The sequence below is a fragment of the Pontibacter chinhatensis genome (genome assembly GCF_900113285.1).
Taxonomy (GTDB): domain Bacteria; phylum Bacteroidota; class Bacteroidia; order Cytophagales; family Hymenobacteraceae; genus Pontibacter; species Pontibacter chinhatensis.
The window spans coordinates 65,430-89,976 of the sequence record NZ_FOOT01000004.1 but is presented as its reverse complement, the minus strand read 5'-3'; the positions used below and the strand labels follow the sequence as shown (position 1 = coordinate 89,976).

The following is a 24,547-nucleotide window of genomic DNA, read 5'->3' as shown; positions in this document are numbered from 1 at the left end:
GCGCCGACCTATAAAAGTATAATCAAATCAGTCCGTTCACGCCGGCACCCACACGCAGGCCGTCGCCGGTGTTGCTGAAGAACTGCCAGTACTCGGCCGCCGGCTTGGCCGGGTCGGGAAGTACAGAAAGCGTGGAGCCGTCGCTAAAGTATAGCATGAGCCCGTAGTTGTCCTGCTGCTCTGCGCGCTCCAGCACCAGGTTGGGGTTATTGTTGATGAGCTCCGTCATGCGCTGGTCGAGCATACTGGAGCCGGGCTTTTTCCAGTCCCAGACCGGAGTAGGTAGTCCGGCCTCGCGCTTGCGGATGTATACTTCGCTGTGGCGGATGGTGCCGCCATCTGGTTCTTGCAACTCCCAGGGGCAGTTCACGGCCAGCGTTATCTCCCCCACATCCAGCACAAGCCCCTGCGGGGTAGTATAATGTGTGTGCCCGAAGTGGAAGAATTGCACTGTTTCCTGGCGGGTAGTTTTGGTAAGCGGCAGCCCAATCAGCCTGTCGAATACCTGTTGTATTGTCTCTTGCATCCCGATTCTGTTTTGGTGCGTCTGCCTCGCAAAGATAGGCACTACAAGCCAAAGTATAGCCGTTGCCTGTCGTGTTATGCGCCGCAGCAAAGTATAAAGTATAGCCAGTGCCCTACCAGCCGTGGTCGGTTTTTGCACTTGCTTTAATCGGCAGCAAGGCTGGCTTTTAGAAATTTATACCGCTATCCCTCCCTTTTTTTCGTAAGGAGGCAGGAGTATAAGCCTGCCCTGTCGCTTAACAATGCTGCTGTGAGGGTGGGCCAGATAGAACAATTTTATAGATTTAGGTGACAATTGACTGATAATAAATTGGTTAGTGGTACGGGGCTTCCGCGACGCATGGTGTTACTAAATAGTGATTTTATTTACTAAGTAATAGAAGATGTACTTCTTAGATGTTGTGCACAAAAAGTATCTTTGTGACCGTTAAAGAATGAAGTGCTTGATAGGGAATTTAAACCATAGCTGCCTCTGCACATGCTGAAGATGCCAAAAGAGCAAGAGAAAGTACAAGAGCCTAAGAAAACATCGTCTTCCATTGCCTCTAAGGTGATTAGCTTTACCTGGAAAATATTTTTTCTGGGCCTTTTCGTGATACTGGGGTACTTGTTCAGTGTAGAGTATAACGTGCTGTACCTGTTCGGTTCCTCCCCAAGTCTGGACAGGCTGGAGAATCCGCGATCTGACCAGGCCTCCGAACTTTATACTGCCGACGGGAAGTTGATTGGCAAGTACTTCCGCGAGAACCGCAGCCCGGTCACGTACCAGGAGCTGTCGCCGGAGCTGGTGCAGGCGCTGCTGGCCACCGAAGACATCCGTTTTTACGAGCACGCCGGCATAGACCCGGAGGCGATTGTGTCGGCGGTGTACGGCAGCTTTCAGGGGGAGGCGCGCGGCGCGAGTACCATTACCCAGCAGCTGGCCAAAAACCTCTACAAAACCCGCACCGACGACTCCAAAGGCGTTCTGGGGCATATCCCGGGACTCAGCATTGTAATCTCCAAAACCAAGGAGTGGCTGACGGCCATCAAGCTCGAGCAGCGTTATACCAAGGAGGAGATCCTGACCATGTACCTGAACACGGTGGATTTTGGCTCCAACTCCTTCGGTATCAAAGTGGCTTCCAAAACCTTCTTTAATACCACACCCGAAAAACTAAAAACGGAGCAGGCCGCCGTGCTGGTGGGCCTGCTGAAAGCCCCCACTTATTACAGTCCGCGCTTTAACCCGGAGAATGCCACCCGCCGCCGCAACGTGGTGATGGGTCAGATGGTAAAGTATGGCTACCTCGACAAGGCCAAAGCCGACTCGCTGAGCCAACTGCCGCTAGTGTTGGACTATAGCGTGGAGAACCACTACGACGGGCCGGCCACCTACTTTAGAGGGGCTGTGGCCGATTACCTGCAGGAGTGGTGCAAGGAGAACGGCTACGACCTCTACCGCGACGGGCTTAAAATTTATACGACCATCGACTCGCGCATGCAAGCCCACGCCGAAGCGGCCATGGAGGAGCAAATGCGCAAGCTGCAGCGCCGTTTCTACAGTCACTGGGAGGGTAAGAAGCCCTGGGTGGATGAGAAGAACCGCGAGATACCTGGCTTCATAGAAGAAACGATAAAGCGTACGGCCTACTACCGCCGCCTGAAGCAAAAGTATGGCGATGACATGGAAGCCATCAACAAAGAGCTCAACCGCCCGCGCGAGATGAAGGTGTTTACCTGGGATAACGACTCGCTGGAGAAAACCGTGACCATGAGCCCGCTCGACTCGCTGGCCTATTACAAACACTTCCTGCACGGCGGCATGATGACAATGGATCCTTTCACGGGCCACATCAAGGCGTGGGTAGGAGGCATCAACTACAAATACTTTAAGTACGACCACGTGAAACAGGCGCGCCGCCAGCCGGGCTCTACCTTCAAGCCATTCGTGTACGTGGCCGCCATCGACAACGGCTACTCGCCCTGCGACAAAATCGTGGACCAGCGCATCACTATAAATTATGTGGAGAAAGGGGAGAAGAAGAGCTGGTCGCCTACCAACGCCGACTGGCAGTATACGGGCGCCCCGATGACGCTCCGGCGTGGCATGGGCAAGTCGGTGAACTCGGTGACGGCCCAGCTAACCGAGCTTATTGGCTGGGAAACGGTGGTGAAGTATGCGCACAAGCTGGGGATAAAGAGTCCGCTGCAGGCAGTGCCTTCCATTGGCCTTGGCCCTAGTGACGTGTCGGTTTTTGAGATGGTGGGTGCCTACAGCACGTTCCCGAATTACGGCTTCCATACAGAGCCCATGTTTATCACCCGCATCGAGGACCATAACGGCAACCTGCTGCACCAGTTCACGCCGATTCAGAAGAAGGTGCTGAGCGAGGAAACGGCTTTCCTGATGATGCACATGCTCAAGGGCGGCATCGAGGAGCCAGGCGGCACCTCGCAGGCGCTGTGGGAGTATGACCTGTGGAAAGGCAACGAAATTGGCGGCAAAACGGGTACCAGCTCCAACCACTCCGACGGCTGGTTTATGGGCGTAACCAAAGATTTGGTGACCGGAGTATGGGTAGGCGGCGAGGACCGCAGTATACACTTCCGTACTTCGCAGCTGGGGGAGGGCTCTAAAACTGCCTTGCCTATCTATGGTTTGTATATGGAGCGCATTTACCAGGATGAGGAACTGGGCTATACGATGGGCCGCTTCCCGAAACCAACCGTGAAGATCAGCAAGAAGTATAACTGCACCACGGTGTTGCCAAAAGCACAGCCAGACTCTACTCTGCTGGACCCAATGCTGGAGCTGCTGAACATAGGCGATATCCTGTAAGAAGTATAAAGTATAAAAAGAGCGGGGCCGGCTAAAGTATAGCCGGCCCCGCTCTTTTTATACTTATCTTATACCTTAGTCCTTCTCAGAACTGTAAAACGAATCCAGTGCCTCCTCCAGGTAAGTATACTCAAACGTGAAGCCCGTTTGCAGCACTTTGTTGGCGCTGACACGCTGGCTGGCCAGTACCGCCTCACTCATCTCGCCCAGCATCAGGTTAAGCGCAAAGGCAGGCACGTTAGGCAGTACCAGCGGCTTGTGCATGGCCTCGGCAAGTTCTTTGGTAAACTTCGCATTCGTTACCGGGTGGGGGGCCACGGCATTGTACACGCCCTCGTACTCCTTGTCCTCAATGGCACGGATAAACAGGCGGCAGACGTCGTCAATATGAATCCAGGACATATACTGTTTGCCCGAGCCAAGTGCGGCACCAGCCATCATTTTAACAGGCTTGGCCATTTGCGGTAAGGCACCTCCCTTCGGGCTCAGCACAATACCCAGCCTGAAGATGACGGTGCGCAGCGACAGATCGCGCATTTGCCAGGCGGCTGCCTCCCAGGCCTTGCATACCTCTGCCAGAAAATCATCCCCGTACAGGCTCTCTTCCGACATCAGCTGGTCGCCGGCATCACCGTAGATGCCAATGGCAGAGGCAGAGATAAACCCCTTTACCTGGTGTTTGGCACTGCTCAGGTACTTATGCAGCAGGTTGATGCCTTCTACCCGGCTCCTGCGGATTTCTTTTTTGCGCTCCTCTGTCCATTTCTCGTCAGAGACGCCTGCCCCGGCCAGGTTTACGATGTAGTCTGCATGGTTGAGGGCGTTCTCATCGATGTAGCCCTGCTTTACATCCCACTTAAAGGCTTTGTAGGTGGACATTTTTTCCGGTTTTCGGCTGAGGTGCGCTACCTCATACCCCTGATCTATCAGCATTTCCGACAAACGCATCCCCACAAGCCCTGAGCCACCTGTAATGAGTATTTTTCCTGGCATAGCTTATTTGTGTTAGCACAGTGAGATAACCTATACGAAACTTAGGTATATTTAAGTTTACTTATATTAGGTAGTAGTAAAAGGAGTGCGTTACGAGGTGCTACAGGTATGGCTTAGCGCTTGGTGCGGATATGCCCCAGAAACTCAGCGCGATAAGACTCCTGCTCAAACAGGCCGGAATACTCGGCGGTGATGGTGCTGCTGCTTACGTCGTTTACGCCACGGCTCATCACGCACAGGTGATCGGCCTCTATCAACACAGCCACGTTCTCCGTTTGCAGCGCCTGCTTCATCTCGTTGGCAATCTGCATGGTCATGCGCTCCTGCACCTGCGGACGGCGGGCGTAGTACTGCACAATGCGGTTCAGCTTAGACAGACCAATAACGTGCTCGTTGGGGATGTAAGCCACGTGCGCCTTCCCAATGATCGGCACAAAGTGATGCTCGCAGGAAGAGTACACGGTAATGTCCCGCTCCACCAGCATTTTGTTATACTTGTACTTGTTCTCGAAGCGGCGGGCGTGGGGCTTGTTGTCCGGGTGCAGGCCGCTGAAAATCTCTTTCACAAACATTTTGGCCACGCGGTGCGGCGTTCCTTTCAGGCTGTCGTCCTTCAGGTCCAGGCCCAGGGTATGCATAATCTCACGGAAGTGCCCCTCAATAATGGTGATCTTCTCGTCATCGGAAAGGTCAAATGCATCCGCACGCATGGGAGTCTCCAGAGAGCCCATTACATGGTCATCCATCGCCTCTTGGTTCTCCAGGTCGTGGTTATCCATTATATTCCACAAAGTTTCGTTCTGTCTCATACAGTGTTACAGCTAAATCATAGTCCGGGCTGATCCTGCCACGCAGCTTGTTCCAAATCACGGCCGCAATGTTTTCGGCGGTGGGGTTCAGCTGGCGAAACTCCTCAGTGTCCAGGTTCAGGTTTTTGTGGTCAAACTTGTTAACCACTTCTTCCTTCACCAGGTCGCTGAGTTTCTTCATGTCATACACATACCCGGTCTCAGGGTTTACAGGACCCGTTAGCCGCACAATTAACTCATAGTTATGGCCATGGTAGTTGGGGTTGCTGCACAAGCCGAACACCGCGTCGTTCTGCTCCTCCGTCCAGGCGGGGTTGTGCAGCCTGTGGGCGGCGTTAAAGTGTTCTTTCCGGCAAACGGTTACTCTCATAGTGCTTGTAACAGCTAAGGTGCGGTAAAGTTTGGCCTCTTGTTCCACCAATCCACTGCGAGTGCCATAAGTTTGCAAAGTTAGCGTTGCTAACCCTATTCCCAAACCAAAAACAGGCTAATTTAATTCGTTTTGCCCTCGCGCTTTCTGCCGGCTATTTTTTAACTTCGTGTATCAGTCAAACCTATCAGAGTACAAAAAGTAGCAGACCTATGAGGGGATTTATACTTGCCATGTTTATGTTGGTAACGGCAGCGGTGTGCCAGGCGCAGTCGGTTCAGGTAAAAGAGGTAGAGCAGGAGGTGCAGGGCGTAAAGCGACGCGGGCAGCAGCTGTCGGTGCAGTTGGACCCTAAAACCGTGGAGCGGTCGTGGAGGGAGTACCTGGGGCAGCAGGCAGGGCGTGTAAAGGTAAGTAAGGGGCTGATTACAGTAGAGGCTGCCAAGGTAGATACAATTTCAGGCGTGCCGATGCGCCTGGTGTCCATGGTCAGCAGCGATGCCACGGGCAGTAACGTGTGGTGGGCGCTGGACTTTGGCACCGATTATATGAGCCAGGCTTCCACGCCCAAGGAGTATGCTGCCGCAGAGGGCTTTCTGAGAGGCTTCGCCCGCAAGCTGTACCGGGATGATGTGTTCCGGCAGATTAATGCCGCAGAAGACGTGCTCAGGGCCACTAAAGCCGAGCAGGACCGGGTGGTGAAGGAAGCCAACAGCCTGCAGCTAAGTATAGAACGCAACAAGCAGCGCCGCAAAGAGCTGGAGGCCGAGCTGGTGCGCAACGCCGAGGACCTGAAGCAACTGGAGCAGGAGGTGCAGCGAAACCAGCAGAAGCAGGAGCTGAGCCGCCAGCGGGTGCAGGAGATGGAGCAGGCGGTGGATGCCGTGCGGGCCAAGCTGCTGCAGGTAAGTAAGTAGCAGGTGTATACTTTTTTTCTTTACTTGAAGCGATAACTTAAAAAGCTTGTGCGATGCCTCTTTATCTTCTACTCCTGGCAATGCTGCCCCTCGCCTCATTTTCTCACTCGGACAGCCGGATGAAAGTGGTGCGCAGTGATGAACTTAAAACCATTACTTTGGAAAATGAAGAGGAGGTTACCCTGCACAAAGTATGGAAGTATAAGACCTTTAATAATCTCCCGCATATGTTCGCGAATGGGAGTGGCATCTATAGCGTAGAACCATTTACAACCTTGGATCTAAGGGATAGGAACACTTTCCGGTACAATACGCACAAGAAGCGAAGGATGCGCAGTGCCTCATACCAAGTTAGGGACAATGCCCTTGTGATGGAGCAATTCGGGGAGCAGGTCAAGTTTAAGATTTCTAGGCTGACAGCAGACGAGTTAGTGCTTACGGTTCACATTGAGATTGAAGAGGGAGAGGTAGATGTTAAAGGCGATATGGTGGAGTTGGTGTATATCGCTACCATTCCGTAGTTACTCAACCGGCTTATTTCAAGAAGGAATTTATACTTGTAGAGACGCAACATATTGCGTCTCTTTTTTATAGGCTTGTATATTGTATGGGCAAGGTGAAGCCGCAGCACAAGCTATGAGCCTTGATAATCTATGTTGCTTAGGGTGTTAAGAGTTTGTAGTTGTACGGTGGGAAGTCGCTGCTGCCATCTAAAGCTTTTATGCTGCTAATAACCTTGTCAAGCTCTTGCCTTGAGCCTTTCAATATATACTGTTCATCCTGATACTTTACTTCTACTCCTGAAATCAATGCTTCGAAATAGACTAAACCCTTGAAGTCGTATTCATGGCTAATGATTTGGTTTACTTGCCTTGCCTCCCTTAAAATTGATTCATTCACAAAACCGCTGCTCGGATGCCAACTGTCACCCAACTCTTTCACTTCAACCTTGTCTTCTGGTCGAAACAGCTTTAGAAATAGCTTGAGAGGTACGTCTTCTAAAATCAATTCCATACTTAGGAATTCAGCCTGTTGTAAGGTATAAAGCAGAAGTATAAAGTATAACCCGCACGAGGCGCAAAGTATGGCGCCCCTTATACTTCTAGGATTTGCCTACAGCTTCATCCAGCGTTGTATCTCCTTTTCCGCGAACTTCTCATCGCGCCAGCCTACGAACTTCGTGTTGCCCGATTTATTGAAGTTCGAGAACCAGATCTGAAGTATGGCTTTGGCTCCCGGGTAGTTCTTGCTGAACGCATCAAAGTTGGTGGCGTCGATCCGGCGCTCGCTTGGCCGCGAAGGCACGGCTATTACAATATGGCGCAGCTCGCCGTTTTTTTCTAGTTGCACCAGGCCCACCGGAATCACCTCCATCTCGGAACCTGCCTCGCGCCGCTCTGCCAGCACCAGCACTTCCAGGCCTCTGCCGTTCTTGTTTATCTCTGTGGAGGGGATAAAGCCCATGTTGCCGGGGTAGGGCAGAAAACCTATTTCACGCTCCTGGCCTGCATTCAAGTCGGGCACGAACTCTTTTCTTTCCCTGTCATACACCAGCGTGCGGGTGTTGCCGGCCGGCGTTTCTATTACTGCCTTTAGCTGCTTGTTGGCGGTAAAGGTGGGCAATTTAGTATAATCGGTTTGGCAGGAAGCCAAGGCAAGCAGCAACAGCAAGTATAAAGTATGGCGGATCATGGTGCAATGAGCTAGCGGTTATACTTGTAAATATAAGCAGCAGAGGAAAAGTATAGAAATAGAAGAAGGAGCCGAGGTCGTCGGCTCCTTCTTACTAAAACTATGGAAAACTTATGAAAACAGGTATTCTTATCTTCTTTCCTTGATACGAGCAGCCTTGCCCTGAAGACCTCTCAGGTAGTACAGTCTTGCTCTTCTAACACGACCTCTTCTCACCAGCTCGATTTTCTCGATAGCAGGAGAAAGAAGTGGAAAAATACGCTCCAGACCGATTTGGTTAGATACTTTTCTTACAGTGAACGTCTCTCCGTTTGTGTTCACGTTCTTACGCTGAATCACAACACCCTGGAATTGCTGAATACGCTCTTTGTTACCCTCACGGATTTTAACGTGGATGTTTATAGTATCACCCGCCTGAAAGTTAGGGAAAGAGGCGCGCTTGTCAGTAGATTCCTGCTCGATGAATTTAATTAGTTCGCTCATGATGGCTATGTTCTCTTAAAGTATCTTCTTCAAAATTCGGACTGCAAAGATATGTAAATATTTATTACATAAGAACATTTGCAGAAAAAAAATGTAAAACCTAACGACCACCCCGGTAGATTTTACCGGAAGGCCTTAAAAATATCTGTTCAGCTGGCACAGGCCAGTGCGTTACTCCTCGCCAAGTAGGTCCGGGCGGCGCTGTTTGGTGCGTTCTACGGCCTGCTCAAAGCGCCACTGCTCGATCTTCGGCGTGTCGCCCGACATCAGGATGTCCGGCACCTTCATGCCTTTATACTCGGCGGGGCGGGTATACACGGGCGGGGCCAGCAGGCCATCCTGGAAAGAGTCAGTCAGGGCAGAGGTTTCGTCGTTCAGCACACCGGGCAGTATCCGGATGATGGCATCCGCCAATACAGCCGCGCCAAGCTCCCCACCCGACAGCACGTAGTCTCCGATGCTGATCTCGTGGGTAATGAAATGCTGCCGCACACGCTCGTCCACGCCTTTGTAGTGGCCGCAAAGTATAATCACGTTCTGCATCAGCGAGAACTGGTTTACGATGCGCTGGTTCAGCGTTTGCCCGTCCGGCGTCATGTAAATAAGAGCGTCGTACGCACGCTCCGCCTTCAGTTCTGAAATGCACGCGTCAATCGGCTCAATCATCATCACCATGCCTGCACCGCCGCCAAAGGCATAGTCATCAATTTGGCCATGCTTGTTCACGGCGTACTTGCGCAGGTCGTGTATGTGAATCTCCACCAGGCCTTTTTGCTGCGCCCTTTTCAGGATAGAATGGCTGAAGGGGCTTTCCAACAAGTTTGGCTGGCAGGTGATAATGTCAAAGCGCATTACTTCTTCTCCTCCTCTGTGTCTTCCTCGTCTTCGTCATCAGGGCTGGAGGGTTGTGTGTATACTTCCAGCAGTCCCTCCGGCAGGCTTACATGCAGCTGCTTTGTCTCGCGGTCAGCGCGCAGGAAGATCTCGTCCATCACCGGCACCAGCATTTCCTGGTTCAGGTACTCCATCACCATCAGCTGCTGGTTGGGCAGGTCGTAAAACTCCTTCACGGTGCCCAGGGCACCATGCTGCTCGTCTACCACCTGGTAACCGATCACGTCGTGGAAGTAGAACTGGCCTTCCTCCAGCTCCGGCAGCTCGTCGAGCGGCAGGTACAGGGAGGTGTTGCGCAGCGTCTCTGCCTGGGCGATGGTGTCGATATCCTCAAACTTGATGATAAAGCGGCCTTTGGCCTGCGGCTCCATGGACGTTATAAAAAAAGGAATCAGTCTTCCCTTTTGCTCCAGGAAAACTGATTCCAAATCTTCATAATCTTCGGGGTAGTCTACGTCAAAAAACGCGACTACTTGGCCCTTGGTGCCATGGGTCTTGACGATATAGCCTAAAAGGAAGCATTCATCAACATGCATGGCACATCAATTTATGCTTGCTCTTCTGTAGCCTCGCCACCTTCTGCAGCGGCCTCTGGAGCCTCTTCAGCAGGAGCATTTGCAGCAGCTTTCTCAGCAGCGCGCTGGCGGATAGCCTCTGCACGCGCCTCGTTCACTTTACGCTCAGCTTCCAGGGCAGCAGCACGCTTGGCTTCTTTCTCAGAACCAACTTTCTGGCGCTTAGCTTCTACCTTGGCATCTTTTGCCTCTTTCCACTCGTTAAAGCGCTGGTCAGCAGTCTCCTGCGTGATGGCACCTTTGTTAACACCGATTTGCAGGTGCTTCTTGAAAAGGATACCTCTGTAAGAAAGCATGGCTTTTACAGTGTCTGTCGGCTGTGCACCGTTCATCAGCCACTGGAACGCCTTGTCTTCGTTAAAGTCGATGAAGGCTGGAACAGTGTTTGGGTTGTAAGTACCCAATTTCTCGATAAATTTACCATCACGTGGTGCTCGAGCGTCAGCTACTACGATATCGTAGATAGCGGCTTTTTTGCGGCCTCTGCGGGCCAGTCTGATTTTTACTGCCATTTCTTGAATGTGTTTTGTAAGTCGGCGGAACCCGTCCGCCAGTTTTTAGAACCGCAAAAGTAGGGAAATAATTTCTGATAATCTATACTTGTGGCTTTTTATTAATGGGTTGTGCCTCAGGGTAAAGTACAAATTGCGGATCGTGGTATACCAATAGCCTGCAGTTGGGTTTTTTCTAACTTGTGTTTTGCTATTGTTTATACTTTTGTTCGCTGTTCTGGGACCCCGCATCTACATACATCATACTTTAATACTTGCCAGCTTATACTTTCATATCAACTGCTTCAAGCAACAAGACACAAGCTATCCTTACTAGCTGCTGTTCATCCTCCAGACTTACGTAAGCGACTGTTGCATCTCTGGCTTTCTGCCCTCCCAGGCCGGGAGGCCTCGCCTTGGGGCATCGCGCGGTGTACATTTCCTTTGCTACCCTTCGGTCGCAATGCCCTTAGCGGGCACCAGAAATCTACAAGGCGCTCAACCCAAAGGCTGGGATAAGGTCGATAGCCACGGCTTTTGTCATCTCGAGCATCGGGAGAGATCTGAAGAGGACTCCCGAGAGATCTCTCGCGCTGCTCGAGATGACAGAGGACGTGGCAAGTATAATTCCCCTCTCGGGAGGGGCTGGGGTGGGTTTATACTTTGTAGGGACAGGTCGCGACCTGTCCGCGCAAGTACAGCAGCTACGAAATTTATACTTCAGCCAAAGTAATTACAGACTTCCCGCCTTAGACTACCGAGAACGGGAGTTCGAAGGTAGCGAGCGTAGCTCTGAGGGGTAGGGGTGGTTGGACCCGGTACTGCAAAAGCTCAATTGCAACCTGAAGTATAAAGTATAAAAAAAGCCCTCCGTTGCGGGAGGGCTTTCGATATGATTAAGCATTTGCTTTAACTCTAGGTGGCTTGGCAGCTCTTACTTTCACAGGCTTCAGCTTGATGATGCTGAGCTTGTTCAGTGTCCAGATTACCGGCCAGGTTGGGTCAACTTCCCACCACTTCACGCCAAAGTTCACGCGGTTAGGTAGCTTGTGGTGGTTGTTCTGGAACAGTTCTCCGCCTGTCAGGAAATCAAAGAAAAGGGAGTTCTTCGACTTGTCGTTGTTATCGAAGTTCTGGTAGCCGTACTTGTGGCCGCTCCAGTTTACAATTGCGCCGTGCACCGGACCCATCAGGAAGTGGATTGGCAGCAGCAGGAACATCCACCACTGCGTGGCAAAGGCGATGTAAAACAACACGTAAGCTACACCCCAACCCGCTCTTGAGTACCAGGAGTCACCAATTTTCTCTATCAATGGCCAAACCGGGTAGTTGCCCTCAAAACGACGCTCCGGCTCCACGCGGTTGTTGAGCACGTTGTTGTAAATCTCCTTCGTCTTCCACATCATCGAGAAGGCGTTGCTGGAGTAATGCGGCGAGTGCGGGTCGCGCTCGGTGTCGGAGAAGGCGTGGTGCATACGGTGAAGTATGGCATAGGCACGCGGCGACAGGAACGAGGAGCCCTGGGCTATGTAAGTCAGCAGGTAAAATGCCTTTTCCCAGAACGGGCTCATGGTAAACATCTTGTGTGCTGCGTAGCGGTGGAGGTAAAACGTCTGTACGAACAGCGACAGGTACCAATGCACCACAAAAAAGATAAGGATTGCCATTAATGTAACAGGTATTTAGTGATTTGTTCGGTTTGAGGGCAGCTGTATTAATGCGCACGAGTTGCCTTACGCAAAGCTACATACGAAATTAAAAGTAAAATAACATTAGCAGCGTAAAAGTTCAGAAAAATGACAAATATCATTTTTGCCAGCCTTCTCTGAAGCGTGCTAAAGATGCCTGAAGGGATTCCAGACGGGTGCATCCGGAAGAGGCGCGCTGACCTTAACCTCTGTCTTAAGCGTCGGGTGCGTGAACCGGAGCTGGCGGGCGTGCAAGGCTATACTTTTATCTGGTAGGGGCTGCGGGGCGCCATACTTCAAATCGCCAAGTATAGGGCATTGCATAGAGGCCAGCTGCACCCGTATCTGGTGCGGCCTGCCGGTAATGGGATTAACCTCAAGCAAGTACTTTCCCTGTTGTGAGGTGAGCAACGTATAATTCAATTCGGAGCGGGCGCCGTTAGGGTTTTCTTTGGCAAAGGCCTTGGTTACGTTGCGGCTACTGTCTTTCACGAGCCAGTGCACCAGGTTGCCCTGCTCCTGCTTCGGGCGGTTCTGTACGACGGCCCAATAGGTTTTGATGGTTTTCTTGCTGCGGAACAGTTCGTTCAGGCGGGCAAGGGCTTTGGATGTTTTGGCCAGCAGCACCACACCACTTACAGGTCTGTCGAGGCGGTGCACTACTCCCACAAACACGTTGCCCGGCTTATTATACTTCTCTCTAATATACTCCTTCGCCAGGTCTGCCAGCGTTACATCTCCCGTTTCGTCGCCATGCACCAGCAGTCCCGCTGGCTTGTTTACCACCAGCACATGGTTATCCTCAAAAAGAACATCTAAAGAAGCCATGGAGGTTTAGTTGAGAGTTAAGAGTTATGAGTTAAAAGTTTGATTATGCTGAATAGGGGGAGCGTGGAAGAGCCGCGTTATCAGTATGTTTTTTTGATTCTTTAATGCTTAAGAGAATCATCCCACTCTTAACTTTTAACTCATAACTCTTAACTCAAACTAGTATGCTTCTTTTTCGCTCGGGAAGTCTTTGCTCTTCACATCCTTCACGTAGTGCTGCACGGCATCGGTCATGATGGTGTGCAGGTCGGCGTAGCGGCGCAGGAAACGGGGTTTAAACTCCTTGTTGATGCCCAACATGTCGTGCACCACCAGCACCTGTCCGTCCACGTGCGGCCCGGCACCAATGCCGATAATAGGAATCTGCAGCTGCTCGGCAACGCGCTTGGCCAACTCTGACGGAATTTTCTCCAGTACAATGGCAAAGCAGCCAAGTTCCTGCAGCAGTAGGGCATCGTCAATCAGCTTCTGCGCTTCGGCTTCTTCCTTGGCGCGCACCGTGTAGGTGCCAAATTTATAGATAGACTGCGGGGTCAGGCCCAGGTGCCCCATCACCGGCACACCGGCGCTGAGGATACGCGTTACAGAGTCTTTTATCTCGGCACCGCCTTCAATCTTCACGCCGTGTGCCCCGGACTCTTTCATGATGCGGATGGTGGATCGCAGCGCCTCCGACGAGTTGCCCTGGTAAGATCCAAAGGGAAGGTCTACTACCACAAAGGCCCGGCTCACCCCACGTACCACCGACGAGGCGTGGTAAATCATCTGGTCCAAGGTAATGGGGAGTGTGGTCTCATGTCCTGCCATTACGTTGGAGGCAGAGTCGCCTACCAGCAGCACGTCTACCCCAGCGGCATCCAGAATGGTGGCCATGGAGAAGTCGTAAGCGGTAAGCATGGATATCTTCTCACCACGCTCCTTCATGTTCTGCAACTGGTGCGTGGTAATTTTCTTGATGTCGTTTTTATGTACAGACATAGCTTTCGGTTGTTTGGAATGTAAAGCTATAAAATATAAAAACAACAACAGCCACCTTTTGTTGTGGCTGTTGCATGTTAGTAGTTATACCCTGTAGAGCTGCGCTTGGTGAGTTTCAAATCCTGCAGCAGTGCCGAGCGGGCGTTTATCGTCAGGTTGTAGCCCCGGAGCAGTCCAAACGGCACCCAGCCGATGCTCATGTCCCAGCAGTGCAGGTCGCGGTAAATCTGCACGTTGGCGTAGGAGATGTTCTGGTTCGAGATGTCGTAAGTGGCGTTATAGGTTACCTTCCATTTCTCCGTTACGTTCAGCGAGCCGTCAATACCCACTGTCTGAATTACGTTCGTTTGCCCTCTCAGGCCGAAAGACCTATTATAGTTGAGCGAGTAGTTTAGGTTCAGCGTCCACGGAATTTTGAAGTCCACATAATCGGGTAGCATCTGCGCGAACGGCTCTTGCTCCAGCGAGGGCAGGTTGTCCGGCGGGGCAGCATCCGTACCGGACCGGAAGGTTTCCGGTGTCAGGCTGGCGGTCAGATTTAGGCCGGCGTTCGCAATCCTACCCAGTCTTCCTTTGGATATATCCAGGAAGTAAGTGTCGATAGAGCGACCTAGCGTATCTTTCTCGTAAGGGTCCAGCGTGGAGTTGAAGTTCATGTTGATGAACTTGAAGAGCTTTGTGTTCAGGGATATCCTGATTGGGGAAAGCTTCAGTGAGTCGCGTGCAAAATCGTAGCCGGAAGAGAGACGCAGGTTGTCGATGATACTTACCTTCTCCGACTTCACCCCAGCGGTATCGCTCTCCGTGCGCACCTTCATCTCCACACTGTTGTCAATACTGAAGCTCAAAGCAGAGCTGAGCCCGGTTCCGGGCAGGCCGGCTCTGAAACGTCCCAGGTCCTGGTACAGGGCCTCGTTTGTGCGTTGGTCCCTGCCCACCAGGGTGCGTTGGTAGAAGCCAAAGCGCTCGTCGGCAAAGTCAGGGCGGAAACTGTAGCTAACGCTTGGGCGCACCAGGTGGCGGATGGCCTCCACTTTGCCGCCCTCTCGGAAGTTAACCGTACCGTAGACGGTGGTGCTCAGGTTGGCGCCTGCACTGTACTGGTACACCCTGCCAAAGCTGGTGGTGTCGATATCAACGCGCTGCGAGTCCGGGTTGAAGCGGAAGCTATACTTCTCGTCGAGCCAGGTTTCGCTGTAGTTTACGGTAGGGCTGAAGTTAAAGAAGCGCGCAATCTTATAGTTACCTAAGCCGATGCCAAAGGTATGAACCGCTTGTTTTTGTCCGCTCTCCCACAAGCGCTGGAGGTTGCTGAAGTTGATAGGAATGGTGTCGGCAGCAGCGGGCTCCAGTATCGGAATATCGGAGCGTGTGCGGGCCGGCGTCTGATTTGTCACGGTGTTAGAGGCACGCACGTTGTAAGACAGCGTGAACTTGTCATACCAGTTATTGGTGGTGGAGGGGCCGTTGGAGAACAACTCAGACACCGAGACCTGCGACATGCTGAAGCTCAGGTCCGGAAGTATAAAGTCCATTCTGCCACTCGTCGTGTTCTGGCTCTGGCTGGCTTTCACCGTATAGCTGAACGGTGAGTTAGGTACTGTCTTCTGGTAAGACACGTTCGAGCTGAAAGACGGACTCAGGTACTGTGCCTGGCTCTGGTAGTTAACGCGCTGGTGGGTTTGGCTACCGGCGTTCACGCTTGCACTGAAAGAGCCGCGCCCCGGTTTGGTCGTAGGGCTATGGCTCCACCTGATCCAGAAGGTTTTCTGCGACTTGGGCAACTGCGCAAAGATATTGTCAGTGGTACGCGCCCGGCCCTCTGCCGCTGCCCTGTCTGCCTCGTCGTTCTTGAAGTTGCTATAGGAAAAGTTAAGGTTACCCCGGTAGGAGTAGCGCTTCACGTAGTCCGTGTTGGCCTGCACCTCGTATCCACCCAGCGAGAAAATGTCGCCGGTAAGGCGCGTGCCCATGTAATCGTTCCAGGCAAAGTAGTAGCCACCGTCGTTCAGGAAGAAACCCCTGGCCGAGTTTTCTCCGTAGCTAGGCACTATCACCCCCGACGATCGCTTTGTTTTGGGGGTGGGGAAGAGGCCAAACAAGAAGCCCAGCGGGGTGGGGATATCTCCGACCACGAGGTTAAACGGACCAGCCATTACCTTGTCGTTCGGGATGGCCTTTATCTTGCCGGCGTTGATGTAGAAGTGCGGGTGCTCCAGGTTACAGGTCGTATACTTGTTGTGCAGACCGAAAAATTCGTTGTTTTCGTTACGCTTTACCACCTCCGAGTGTATATATCCCTCGCCTTGCTGCGTTACTACCTCAGATATGCGCCCACGGCGGGTCTTGTAGTTGTAGGCAATACGCTTGGCAGCATAAGTCTCGGCGCCTTGCGTAAATACCGGCGTTCCGACTTCCTTGCCTGTGGAGTCGGGGAGGGTGGTGGCGGTAAGGGTGTTGGTTTCGTAGTTGATTTGGATGTAGGCCGCCTCCAGGTTCATGTCGCCATAAACGATCTTGGCATCGCCGTAGAGGTGTACGACTTTGTTGTCCACCTCAAACTGCATCGAGTCTCTGGCAGAGTATTTGATGGTGGTCGCAATATCGCCCTGAGGCGGGTTTAGGCTAACAGAGTCTTGCCCGGCAACAAGGGCTGTATCCTGCGAAGCTACAGTGGGCGTATCCTGTTGTGCAACGGTGCCCGCACGTCTAAGTCCGCGTTGGGCATGAGCCGACGGGGCTATGAATATGGCGGTCTGCAACAGCAGCAAAAAAAACAGAATGTAGTAGCGCAACTTCTTCAGAGTTCCCTAAAAGTTTACTTAATTTGTACAAAGTTATTGTTTTAGCTTTTAACTAACGAGCGTTGTGAAAAATATTGTTACTGTATCCATTCTGGCTTTTGTTTTTTTACTGTGCTCCTCGAATACCCTTGAATTTAAGAAAGAGTACAAAGTCCGTACTGTTGTAATCGATGCTGGTCATGGGGGCAAGGATGTGGGGTGTAATGGTAAATTCTCTCACGAGGCACACGTTGCCCTTGATATTGCCAAGCAGGTAGGTGCCCTGATTGAGAAGAACGTGCCGGACGTGAAAGTGGTTTACACCCGCACCGAAGATAAGTTTGTGGAGCTGATAGACCGCGCCGGCATCGCCAATAAAAACAACGCAGATCTCTTCATTTCCATCCACCTGAACGCAGGCCCTCCCACAGCTTACGGCACCGAGACCTATACCATGGGCCTCCATACTTCCAACGGAAACCTGGAGGTAGCCAAGCGCGAAAACTCCGTAATTTTGCAGGAGGATAACTATGAGGCCAACTACAACGGCTTCGATCCGAACTCTCCGCAGAGCCACATCCTGTTTGCCCTGCACCAAAGCGCTTACATGGATAACAGCCTCCGTTTTGCCGAAAAGGTGGAGCGCGAGTTCAGCACCCGCGCCGGCCGCAAGAGCCGTGGCGTGAAGCAGGCGGGCTTTCTGGTGCTCTGGAAGTCTTATATGCCGAGCGTGCTGATAGAGTGCGGCTTCCTGACCAACCCCACCGAGGAAAAATTTCTTAACGATAAGACCGGGCAAGCGTATATTGCATCAGGTATATATCGCGCCTTCAAGGAGTACAAACAAGAAATGGAGGCGATGAACTAAGACATTCCTACGTGAAGATATCAAAGGAAACAAAAGTGGCGCTGCTGGGAATTGTGGCGCTCGTTTTACTATACTTCGGGTTTATGTACCTGAAAGGGTCGGATATTTTCTCTGACACACACCGGTACTTTGTAATCTACGATAACGTGGACGGCCTGAATGTATCCAATCCTGTTATCTTAAACGGTGTGCAGGTTGGCTCTGTCCGAAAGCTCCGGCTGATGACAGACAACCAGAACAAAGTGCAGGTAGAGCTGGAGGTGATGCAAGACCTGCAGGTAGGTGACTCGACGATTGCGGCGCTTGGGAGCTCCGACATCCTGGGAAGCAAGGCCATCACGCTATACTTGGGCAACAGCACTACTACCTATAAGGGCGGCGAAACGCTCATCCCCTTCACCCAGAGCAGCATCACGGAGATGATCTCCACCAAAACGGTGCCCATCATTGACAAAGTGGACACCACGCTGGCCCGTGTGAACCGCCTGCTCGACGCAGAGACCAAGGGCAACATCCAGGAGATTCTGGAGAATACCAACAAGAGTACGGCCGCCCTGTATGAGATGCTCAATGCCAACCAAAATAACATCAATCAGATAACGCGCAACGTGAGCGAGCTGACAACAGCCCTGAAGCAAACGCAGCGCAACCTGAACCATCTGAGCAGCAACATGGTGGAGATAACCGATACGCTGAAGCAGGTAGAGATAATCAAGCTGGTAGATAATGCCAACCTGGCTGTAACGGAACTTCAGTCGGCTGTGGCCAAGCTGAACTCCCCTGATGGATCGCTGGGTAAGCTCATGCACGACGAGCAGCTGTATGAGAACATGAACCGCTCCACGGAGGCGCTGAACCTGCTGCTGCGCGACATTCAGGCCTACCCCAAGCGCTATGTGAGTTTCTCTGTGTTTGGCCGCAAAGACAAGTATAAAGTAGACGAGACAGGCCGTGTAATTACCCTGGAAGAAGTAAAAGAGCTGCAGGACAGGCACCCGCAGGAGTTTAGAACCGTGCCGGATACGGTGTATGTGCCTGTGCCAGAAACAAGTACAGGCAAGGGCGCAACCGGGGCCGACAGTATAAGAGATTAATGCCGTGCGCTATTTTTGAAATTTATATATTTGTAAAATCCGCTTTTATGGGCGGATTTTCGCATTTTATACTTCCCTTAAACCCCTAAAAACTAATCTAACCCTGGATGGACATTGAATTCAATAAGAACGAGGACTCCCTGAAGCAGCAGGTCTTTCAGCTGCAGAGCAAACTGAAGAAAGTATACCTGGGCGGTGGCCAGAAACGCATCGAGAAGGAGCACCAGAAAGGCAAGATGACAGCCCGCGAGCGCATTGCCTACCTGCTGGATGAAGGCAGCGAGTTTCTGGAAATCGGTGCTTTTGCCGGTGAAGGCATGTATGAGGAAGAAGGCGGCTGCCCCAGTGGCGGGGTGGTGACCGGCATCGGTTACATCAAAGGCCGCCAGTGCGTGGTGGTGGCCAACGATGCTACCGTAAAAGCCGGTGCCTGGTTCCCGATCACGGCCAAGAAAAACCTGCGCGCCCAGGAGATCTCCATCGGAAACAGACTGCCCATCGTGTACCTGGTGGATAGTGCCGGCGTGTTTCTGCCGATGCAAAACGAGATTTTCCCTGATAAAGAGCACTTTGGCCGCATGTTCCGCAACAACGCCGTCATGAGCTCGATGGGTATCGTGCAGATTGCCGCCATCATGGGCAGCTGCGTGGCCGGGGGCGCTTACCTGCCCATCATGAGTGATGAGGCCCTGATTGTGGAGGGAACCGGCTCGGTTTTCCTGGCGGGCTCCTACCTGGTAAAATCCGCCATCGGCGAAAGTATAGACAACGAGACGCTGGGCGGCGCCACCACCCATTGCGAGATTTCCGGCGTTACGGATTATAAATGCAAGGACGATAAGGAGGCGCTGGACCATATCCGCACCATTTTCGACAAACTAGGCGACAACCCAAAGGCTGGTTTTAGCCGGGTGGAGCCCGCCGCGCCAAAGCTGAACCCGCAGGAGATCTACGGTATACTTCCGGCCGACCGCGTGAAGCCCTACGACATGATGGACATCATCCTGCGCTTGGTGGATAACTCGGAGTTCGAGCCCTATAAAGACCTCTACGGCCAGACGCTTATCTGCGGCCTGGCCCGCATCGACGGCTGGGCGGTGGGCATTGTGGCCAACCAGCGCAAGATCGTGAAAAGCAAGAAAGGCGAGATGCAGATGGGCGGCGTGATCTACTCCGACTCTGCCGACAAGGCGGCTCGTTTTATCATGAACTGCAACCAAAAGAAGATTCCGCTGTTGTTCCTCCAGGACGTGTCCGGGTTTATGGTGGGCAGCAAGGCGGAGCACGGCGGTATTATAAAAGACGGCGCTAAAATGGTAAATGCCATGGCCAACTCGGTGGTGCCCAAGTTCACGATCCTTATCGGCAACAGTTACGGGGCCGGCAATTACGCCATGTGCGGCAAAGCCTACGACCCGCGCCTGATCTATTCCTGGCCTACGGCCCAGCTGGCCGTGATGAGCGGGGCGGCCGCGGCCAATACCTTGCTGCAGATTCAGGTATCAGCCATGAAAGCAAAAGGGGAGGAGATTACTCCGGAGGCAGAACAGGAACTGCTGGAGCGCATCACCAACAAGTATAACGAGGAGCTATCGCCCTACTATGCTGCTGCCCGCCTGTGGGTAGACGGTATCATCGATCCACTGGAGACGCGCAAGGTGATCTCGATGGGCATTGAGGCGGCCAACCACGCCCCCATCGAAAAACCCTACAATGTAGGCGTTATACAGACGTGAGGTTGGTTGGAAATGAAATCGTGGTGAAGCACCAGGAATGAATTATAAAGCAGATCAGGTGTGTTATCTTCATGAAAGCCTCTGAGAGGCATGTTGCAGCCTGATCTGCTGTGATGTTGATTAGCTTACTTACCGAATATTTTTGTAGTGACAAAGGGAGAAATAAAGGCACTGATCTCACTGTTGGATGATAGTGATTTCGAGGTAGTGTCGCATGTGGAGAAGCAGATTGCTTATTTAGGCGAGGGGATTATCCCTTTTTTGGAAGAGGAGTGGGAGGAAACCCTGAACTCCAGCCTTCAGAAGAAGATAGAGGACCTGATACACAACCTGCAGTTTGAGGCGCTGCAAAAGCGCTTGCTGGAGTGGAGGGATGCTGGTGCGGAGAACCTGCTGGAGGGGATGTTCCTGGTGAACTCCTACCTGTACCCGGATGTGGACTTTGCGAGCATCGGTAAAACCATGGACCAGCTCTACTTTGATGCCTGGACGCAGATGAAGGATGATATGCACCCTTACGACCAGGTGAAGGCGCTGAATAACGTGCTGTTCCGGGAGAAGCGCTTCTCGGCCAACACCAAGAACTTTCATTCGCCGGCTAACTCTATGCTGCACCTGGTGCTGGAGAGCAAGCGCGGTAACCCGCTGACCTTATGCGTTATTTACATGACGCTGGCGCAACGCCTGAACATGCCCGTGTATGGCGTAAACCTGCCCAACCTGTTTATACTTACCTATAAAATGAACGGGCTGCAGTTCTACATCAACGTGTACAACAAGGGACTTATACTTTCCAAGGCCGACATAGACAGCTACATCCTGCAACTGAACCTGAACCCGGTCGATATTTTCTACGAGCCCTGCAGCAACCTCGACATCATCAAGCGGGCACTGCGGAACCTGGCCTTCTCGTTCGAGAAAATGGATGATCCGGAGAAGGCCACCGAAGTGACCAAGCTGCTGGAAATTATCTCGGACGAGGAGCAGCCTAACCAGAGAGAAACCTTATAAACCGGAAGATGGCGGAGTTCTGGGAGTCAAGTTTTGTGGAGAAACAGACGATGTGGGGTTTTGAGCCCAGCGAATCCGCGTTGGCGGCAAAGGACCTTTTCCAGGAGAAGCAGCTCCAGCGTATACTTGTTCCAGGGATGGGGTATGGCCGGAATGCACAGTTGTTCCGGGAAAGCGGGATGGACGTGAGTGGCATAGAGATTTCCCGAACGGCAATAGATCTGGCTAAAACCCACTACGGAGAAAGTATAAAAATCCACCACGGCTCTGTAACCGACATGCCCTACGATGCGGTGCTCTATGACGGTATCTTTTGCCACGCACTCATCCATCTGCTCAATCAAAGGGAGAGAAGAAAGCTGCTGAACGATTGCTATAATCAGCTTAGGCCAGGAGGGTACATGGTTTTCTCGGCAGTTTCAACGAAATCGCCTAACTATAGCACAGGCAGACAAGTGAGTCGGAACCGCTTTGAGATCATGGAAGGCGTGAAGATGTTCTTCTACAATGCAGATTCGGTAAAGCAGGAGTTTGGGAAGTATGGCTTGGCGAAGGTCACGGAGGTTGAGGAGCCCATGAAAAACAAGCCTGGCAAACCGGCTCTCAAATTTTACCTGGCGACCTGCTGCAAGAAAGTATAGCCGGTTTATACTTTAACGCATAAAACACAGCGGCCGCCCCTATCCTTCAGGGGCGGCCGCTGTGTTTTATGCTGCTGTTATACTTTAGTATTTCTTGATAAGACAGCCGGTGGCACGTTTGTCGCTGGTGGACACTGGATGGTTTGCTATTACTTCGTCCAGCACATTGCGCAGGTAAAAGTTCTTCACACCGCTCTCCATCTGCGGGTTATCGTCAATGGCGCCTTTATACTTCAGGATAAACTCCTCACCGGTGTTGTGCAGCACAAACACCTCGGGGGTTTTAGTGGCTCCAAACTGGCTACTTACCTTCTGCCCCACATCGGCCAGGTAAGGGCTATACTTCCGGCTCGCCATGTCCTGCAGGGTTTCGCCTGCGTCGCCGGCACCAGGGTTAATGAAGATAAACTGCGTGCCCTTTGCGTTGTAGTTGCTGGCCAGCGTTACCAGGCGGTTTTCGTAAAGCTTGGCGTAGGGGCATTGGTTGTTGGTAAACACCAGCACCACGGTTTTGGCGTTGGCCAACTCACTGAGGGTGACGCTTTGGTTATTGGCGCCCTGCAGCGTAAAATCGGCTACTTTGTCGCCCACCTTATACCCTTGGGCATAAACTCCCACAGAGACGAGTAAGGCGGTGGCAAGCGTGAATAACTGTTTCATGTCTTTTGTGTTTAGGTGGCGGGATCAGGTTGCACTGTCGTCTATGCAGTAAGTCAGCACATGGCTCTGGAGCAACTCGAAGTTAATACGGTACAATTTAGAAAAATTTTCAGTTTTCACACGGCCCAACAGTAAATTTGGGTCAGGAGCTGGTTTTACTTCCAGGTTATCCTTAAAAATCAATTGCTTACGGCTGTATAGTTTGTACAGTGTTTCCTTTGCGCTCCAGTAAAGGCAAGTGTTTTGCTCATTGGCCAACGTATGGCTTTTCTCCGCATCAGTCAAAAACTTGTCCTGTACCCGCAACGCCTTTGCAGATATCAATTCAATATCTATGCCAACCTCATACTTATCGGAGAGTATAACGGCCGCCAGTTTGGGCGAGTGAGAAATGGATACCTGAAGGCCTGAATCCGGAAAGTAGGGCTTGCCGTGCTGGTTGCGCAGCAGCTGGAGTGGGTGGGTGCTGAACTCTTGCAAAAGCTTATAAGCCAGCGCCCGGCTTGCCAGCCACTCCAGCTGCCGTTTGGGGTGCACCTGCTCCAGACCGGCTTCCACGGCCACATGTGCTGGCAAGGCTGCCCTTAGTTCCTCTGCCGGCTCGGCTAACTCCCAAATGCCCAGGCGGGTGTGTGGGTTCAGTTGTTTAGCGTATAGCAGCGGCATAGGCAATAAAGTATAAACAGGGCGTTAGGAAAGTATGCCCGGGCCATTCAGGTTAATTATCGTAAATTTAGGCTAAATTTATCTAACACCAGAAACAGACATTATGGCGAGTAAAGTTCAGGTAGCGAAACTGGCAACCCTTACCGGGCACCGCGACAGCGTGTACACGCTGGTGCCGGCCGGCGAGGAGCACCTGTTTTTCTCTGCTGCCGGCGACGGGATGGTGGTAGCCTGGGACCTTACGGCTCCTGAAAACGGCGAATTGGTGGCGCGGGTAAGCGCCTCGGTGTACGCGCTGCACCACGTGCCGCAGCGGAACCTGCTGCTTATCGGGCAAAACCAGGAAGGGGTGCAGGTGATAGACCTTGCGAGCAAAAGTATACTTAAATCGGTGCCGCTGCCTAAGGTGGCCATTTTTGATATCAAAGCTGTTCCGGAAGAGGGCAGAGTATACGTGGGCCTGGGAAGCGGCGGGGTAGCCGTGCTGGACCTGGAAACCTTTGAGCTGCAGACTATCATCCGCAAAACCGACAAGAGCGCCCGCACCCTGGCCTACAACAAGTATAGCCACGAGCTTGCCGTGGGCTACAGCGATCATAAAATACGCATCTTCGACGCCCAAAGTATGGAGCTCAAGTATGAACTGGCATCGCATACCAACTCGGTGTTTTCTGTGGCCTTCTCGCCGGACGGGAAACTGCTGCTGAGCGCTGGCCGCGACGCCCACCTACGGGTATGGAACGCCGGGAAGAATTATACCGAGAAGGGATATGTAATAGCGCACATGTATGCCATCAACCACATCACCTACAGCCCCAGCGGCGATTACTTTGCCACCTGCAGCATGGATAAATCCATAAAGGTGTGGGATGCCCATACTTTTAAGTTGCTGAAAGTGATTGATAAAGTGCGACATGGCGGACACGGCACCTCGGTAAATAAATTATTTTGGTCAGCTCACCAGAATCAGTTAGTTTCGTGTAGCGATGACCGCACCATTTCGGTTTGGGATATAAATTTTTGA

General features: G+C 52.2%; 25 protein-coding genes. 9 read left to right on the top strand and 16 right to left on the bottom strand.

Annotated features, from left to right (window positions below):
* Positions 1–22: 22 nt before the first annotated feature.
* Positions 23–664, bottom strand: coding sequence for a hypothetical protein (locus tag BM040_RS12400; protein WP_245756204.1), 642 nt, complete (start codon positions 662–664; stop codon positions 23–25).
* 339 nt (positions 665–1,003) lie between these two features.
* Here BM040_RS12400 and BM040_RS12395 point away from each other — a divergent pair, with 339 nt between their 5' ends.
* Complete coding sequence (locus tag BM040_RS12395; RefSeq protein WP_245756203.1) at positions 1,004–3,346, top strand: penicillin-binding protein 1A; 2,343 nt, start codon at positions 1,004–1,006, stop codon at positions 3,344–3,346.
* A gap of 75 nt (positions 3,347–3,421) precedes the next feature.
* On the opposite strand, the gene BM040_RS12390 is transcribed toward BM040_RS12395, so the two are convergent.
* The 3 genes from BM040_RS12390 to BM040_RS12380 form a co-directional block, all read right to left on the bottom strand.
* Complete coding sequence (locus BM040_RS12390) at positions 3,422–4,339, bottom strand: TIGR01777 family oxidoreductase (protein ID WP_092101725.1); 918 nt, start codon at positions 4,337–4,339, stop codon at positions 3,422–3,424.
* Between the two features lie 113 nt (positions 4,340–4,452).
* On the bottom strand, positions 4,453–5,148 hold the full coding sequence (gene folE, locus BM040_RS12385; protein WP_394333084.1) for a GTP cyclohydrolase I FolE: 696 nt from the start codon (positions 5,146–5,148) through the stop codon (positions 4,453–4,455).
* Positions 5,111–5,518, bottom strand: coding sequence for a 6-pyruvoyl trahydropterin synthase family protein (locus BM040_RS12380; RefSeq protein WP_092102852.1), 408 nt, complete (start codon positions 5,516–5,518; stop codon positions 5,111–5,113). Before BM040_RS12380 ends, folE begins: the two co-directional genes overlap by 38 nt.
* A 212-nt stretch (positions 5,519–5,730) precedes the next feature.
* Between BM040_RS12380 and BM040_RS12375 the strand changes: the two genes are divergently transcribed.
* Together BM040_RS12375 and BM040_RS12370 are read left to right on the top strand one after the other, a co-directional pair.
* A complete protein-coding gene (locus BM040_RS12375; RefSeq protein ID WP_245756202.1) occupies positions 5,731–6,435 on the top strand; it encodes a DNA repair ATPase in 705 nt (234 codons plus the stop codon).
* Between the two features lie 53 nt (positions 6,436–6,488).
* Positions 6,489–6,956, top strand: coding sequence for a hypothetical protein (locus tag BM040_RS12370; protein WP_092101719.1), 468 nt, complete (start codon positions 6,489–6,491; stop codon positions 6,954–6,956).
* Between the two features lie 139 nt (positions 6,957–7,095).
* Here BM040_RS12370 and BM040_RS12365 read toward each other — a convergent pair whose 3' ends face one another.
* The 10 genes from BM040_RS12365 to BM040_RS12320 all read right to left on the bottom strand — a co-directional run bounded on the left by BM040_RS12365 (position 7,096) and on the right by BM040_RS12320 (position 16,859).
* On the bottom strand, positions 7,096–7,449 hold the full coding sequence (locus BM040_RS12365; protein WP_092101716.1) for a hypothetical protein: 354 nt from the start codon (positions 7,447–7,449) through the stop codon (positions 7,096–7,098).
* A gap of 99 nt (positions 7,450–7,548) precedes the next feature.
* Positions 7,549–8,127 carry an inorganic diphosphatase gene (locus BM040_RS12360; protein WP_092101714.1) on the bottom strand — a complete coding sequence of 193 codons (579 nt, stop codon included), beginning with the start codon at positions 8,125–8,127 and terminating at the stop codon, positions 7,549–7,551.
* A 129-nt stretch (positions 8,128–8,256) separates the two neighbouring features.
* Entirely contained in the window at positions 8,257–8,610 is a 354-nt protein-coding gene (gene rplS, locus BM040_RS12355) for a 50S ribosomal protein L19 (protein ID WP_092101711.1), read from the bottom strand.
* A gap of 171 nt (positions 8,611–8,781) precedes the next feature.
* Positions 8,782–9,462 (bottom strand): tRNA (guanosine(37)-N1)-methyltransferase TrmD, encoded by a 681-nt coding sequence (trmD, locus tag BM040_RS12350; RefSeq protein WP_092101708.1) that lies wholly within the window; start codon positions 9,460–9,462, stop codon positions 8,782–8,784.
* A complete protein-coding gene (gene rimM, locus BM040_RS12345; RefSeq protein ID WP_092101705.1) occupies positions 9,462–10,040 on the bottom strand; it encodes a ribosome maturation factor RimM in 579 nt (192 codons plus the stop codon). Before rimM ends, trmD begins: the two co-directional genes overlap by 1 nt.
* An 11-nt stretch (positions 10,041–10,051) precedes the next feature.
* Positions 10,052–10,591, bottom strand: a complete 540-nt coding sequence (locus BM040_RS12340; protein ID WP_092101702.1) for a 30S ribosomal protein S16 — start codon at positions 10,589–10,591, stop codon at positions 10,052–10,054.
* A gap of 875 nt (positions 10,592–11,466) precedes the next feature.
* Positions 11,467–12,237: an acyl-CoA desaturase gene (locus BM040_RS12335; protein WP_092101699.1), complete on the bottom strand. Its 771-nt coding sequence runs from the start codon at positions 12,235–12,237 to the stop codon at positions 11,467–11,469.
* 168 nt (positions 12,238–12,405) lie between these two features.
* A complete protein-coding gene (locus BM040_RS12330; protein ID WP_092101696.1) occupies positions 12,406–13,086 on the bottom strand; it encodes an RluA family pseudouridine synthase in 681 nt (226 codons plus the stop codon).
* A 159-nt stretch (positions 13,087–13,245) separates the two neighbouring features.
* Complete coding sequence (gene panB / locus BM040_RS12325) at positions 13,246–14,064, bottom strand: 3-methyl-2-oxobutanoate hydroxymethyltransferase (protein ID WP_092101693.1); 819 nt, start codon at positions 14,062–14,064, stop codon at positions 13,246–13,248.
* 77 nt (positions 14,065–14,141) lie between these two features.
* Entirely contained in the window at positions 14,142–16,859 is a 2,718-nt protein-coding gene (locus BM040_RS12320; protein ID WP_092101690.1) for a putative LPS assembly protein LptD, read from the bottom strand.
* A 73-nt stretch (positions 16,860–16,932) separates the two neighbouring features.
* Between BM040_RS12320 and BM040_RS12315 the strand changes: the two genes are divergently transcribed.
* The 5 genes from BM040_RS12315 (at position 16,933) to BM040_RS12295 (ending at position 22,197) form a co-directional block, all read left to right on the top strand.
* Positions 16,933–17,715, top strand: coding sequence for an N-acetylmuramoyl-L-alanine amidase family protein (locus tag BM040_RS12315; RefSeq protein WP_092101687.1), 783 nt, complete (start codon positions 16,933–16,935; stop codon positions 17,713–17,715).
* A gap of 11 nt (positions 17,716–17,726) precedes the next feature.
* Positions 17,727–18,809 carry an MlaD family protein gene (locus BM040_RS12310; RefSeq protein WP_092101684.1) on the top strand — a complete coding sequence of 361 codons (1,083 nt, stop codon included), beginning with the start codon at positions 17,727–17,729 and terminating at the stop codon, positions 18,807–18,809.
* 107 nt (positions 18,810–18,916) lie between these two features.
* Complete coding sequence (locus BM040_RS12305) at positions 18,917–20,545, top strand: acyl-CoA carboxylase subunit beta (protein WP_092101681.1); 1,629 nt, start codon at positions 18,917–18,919, stop codon at positions 20,543–20,545.
* Positions 20,546–20,692: 147 nt separating this feature from the next.
* Complete coding sequence (locus BM040_RS12300) at positions 20,693–21,556, top strand: transglutaminase-like domain-containing protein (protein WP_092101678.1); 864 nt, start codon at positions 20,693–20,695, stop codon at positions 21,554–21,556.
* A gap of 8 nt (positions 21,557–21,564) precedes the next feature.
* Positions 21,565–22,197 (top strand): class I SAM-dependent methyltransferase, encoded by a 633-nt coding sequence (locus BM040_RS12295; RefSeq protein ID WP_092101675.1) that lies wholly within the window; start codon positions 21,565–21,567, stop codon positions 22,195–22,197.
* A gap of 84 nt (positions 22,198–22,281) precedes the next feature.
* Here BM040_RS12295 and BM040_RS12290 read toward each other — a convergent pair whose 3' ends face one another.
* Entirely contained in the window at positions 22,282–22,857 is a 576-nt protein-coding gene (locus tag BM040_RS12290) for a redoxin domain-containing protein (protein ID WP_092101672.1), read from the bottom strand.
* 24 nt (positions 22,858–22,881) lie between these two features.
* The gene (locus tag BM040_RS12285) at positions 22,882–23,523 is read right to left on the bottom strand and encodes a 4'-phosphopantetheinyl transferase superfamily protein (RefSeq protein WP_092101670.1); all 642 of its coding nucleotides are present in this window, start codon (positions 23,521–23,523) and stop codon (positions 22,882–22,884) included.
* A 103-nt stretch (positions 23,524–23,626) separates the two neighbouring features.
* Between BM040_RS12285 and BM040_RS12280 the strand changes: the two genes are divergently transcribed.
* A complete protein-coding gene (locus tag BM040_RS12280; RefSeq protein WP_092101667.1) occupies positions 23,627–24,547 on the top strand; it encodes a WD40 repeat domain-containing protein in 921 nt (306 codons plus the stop codon).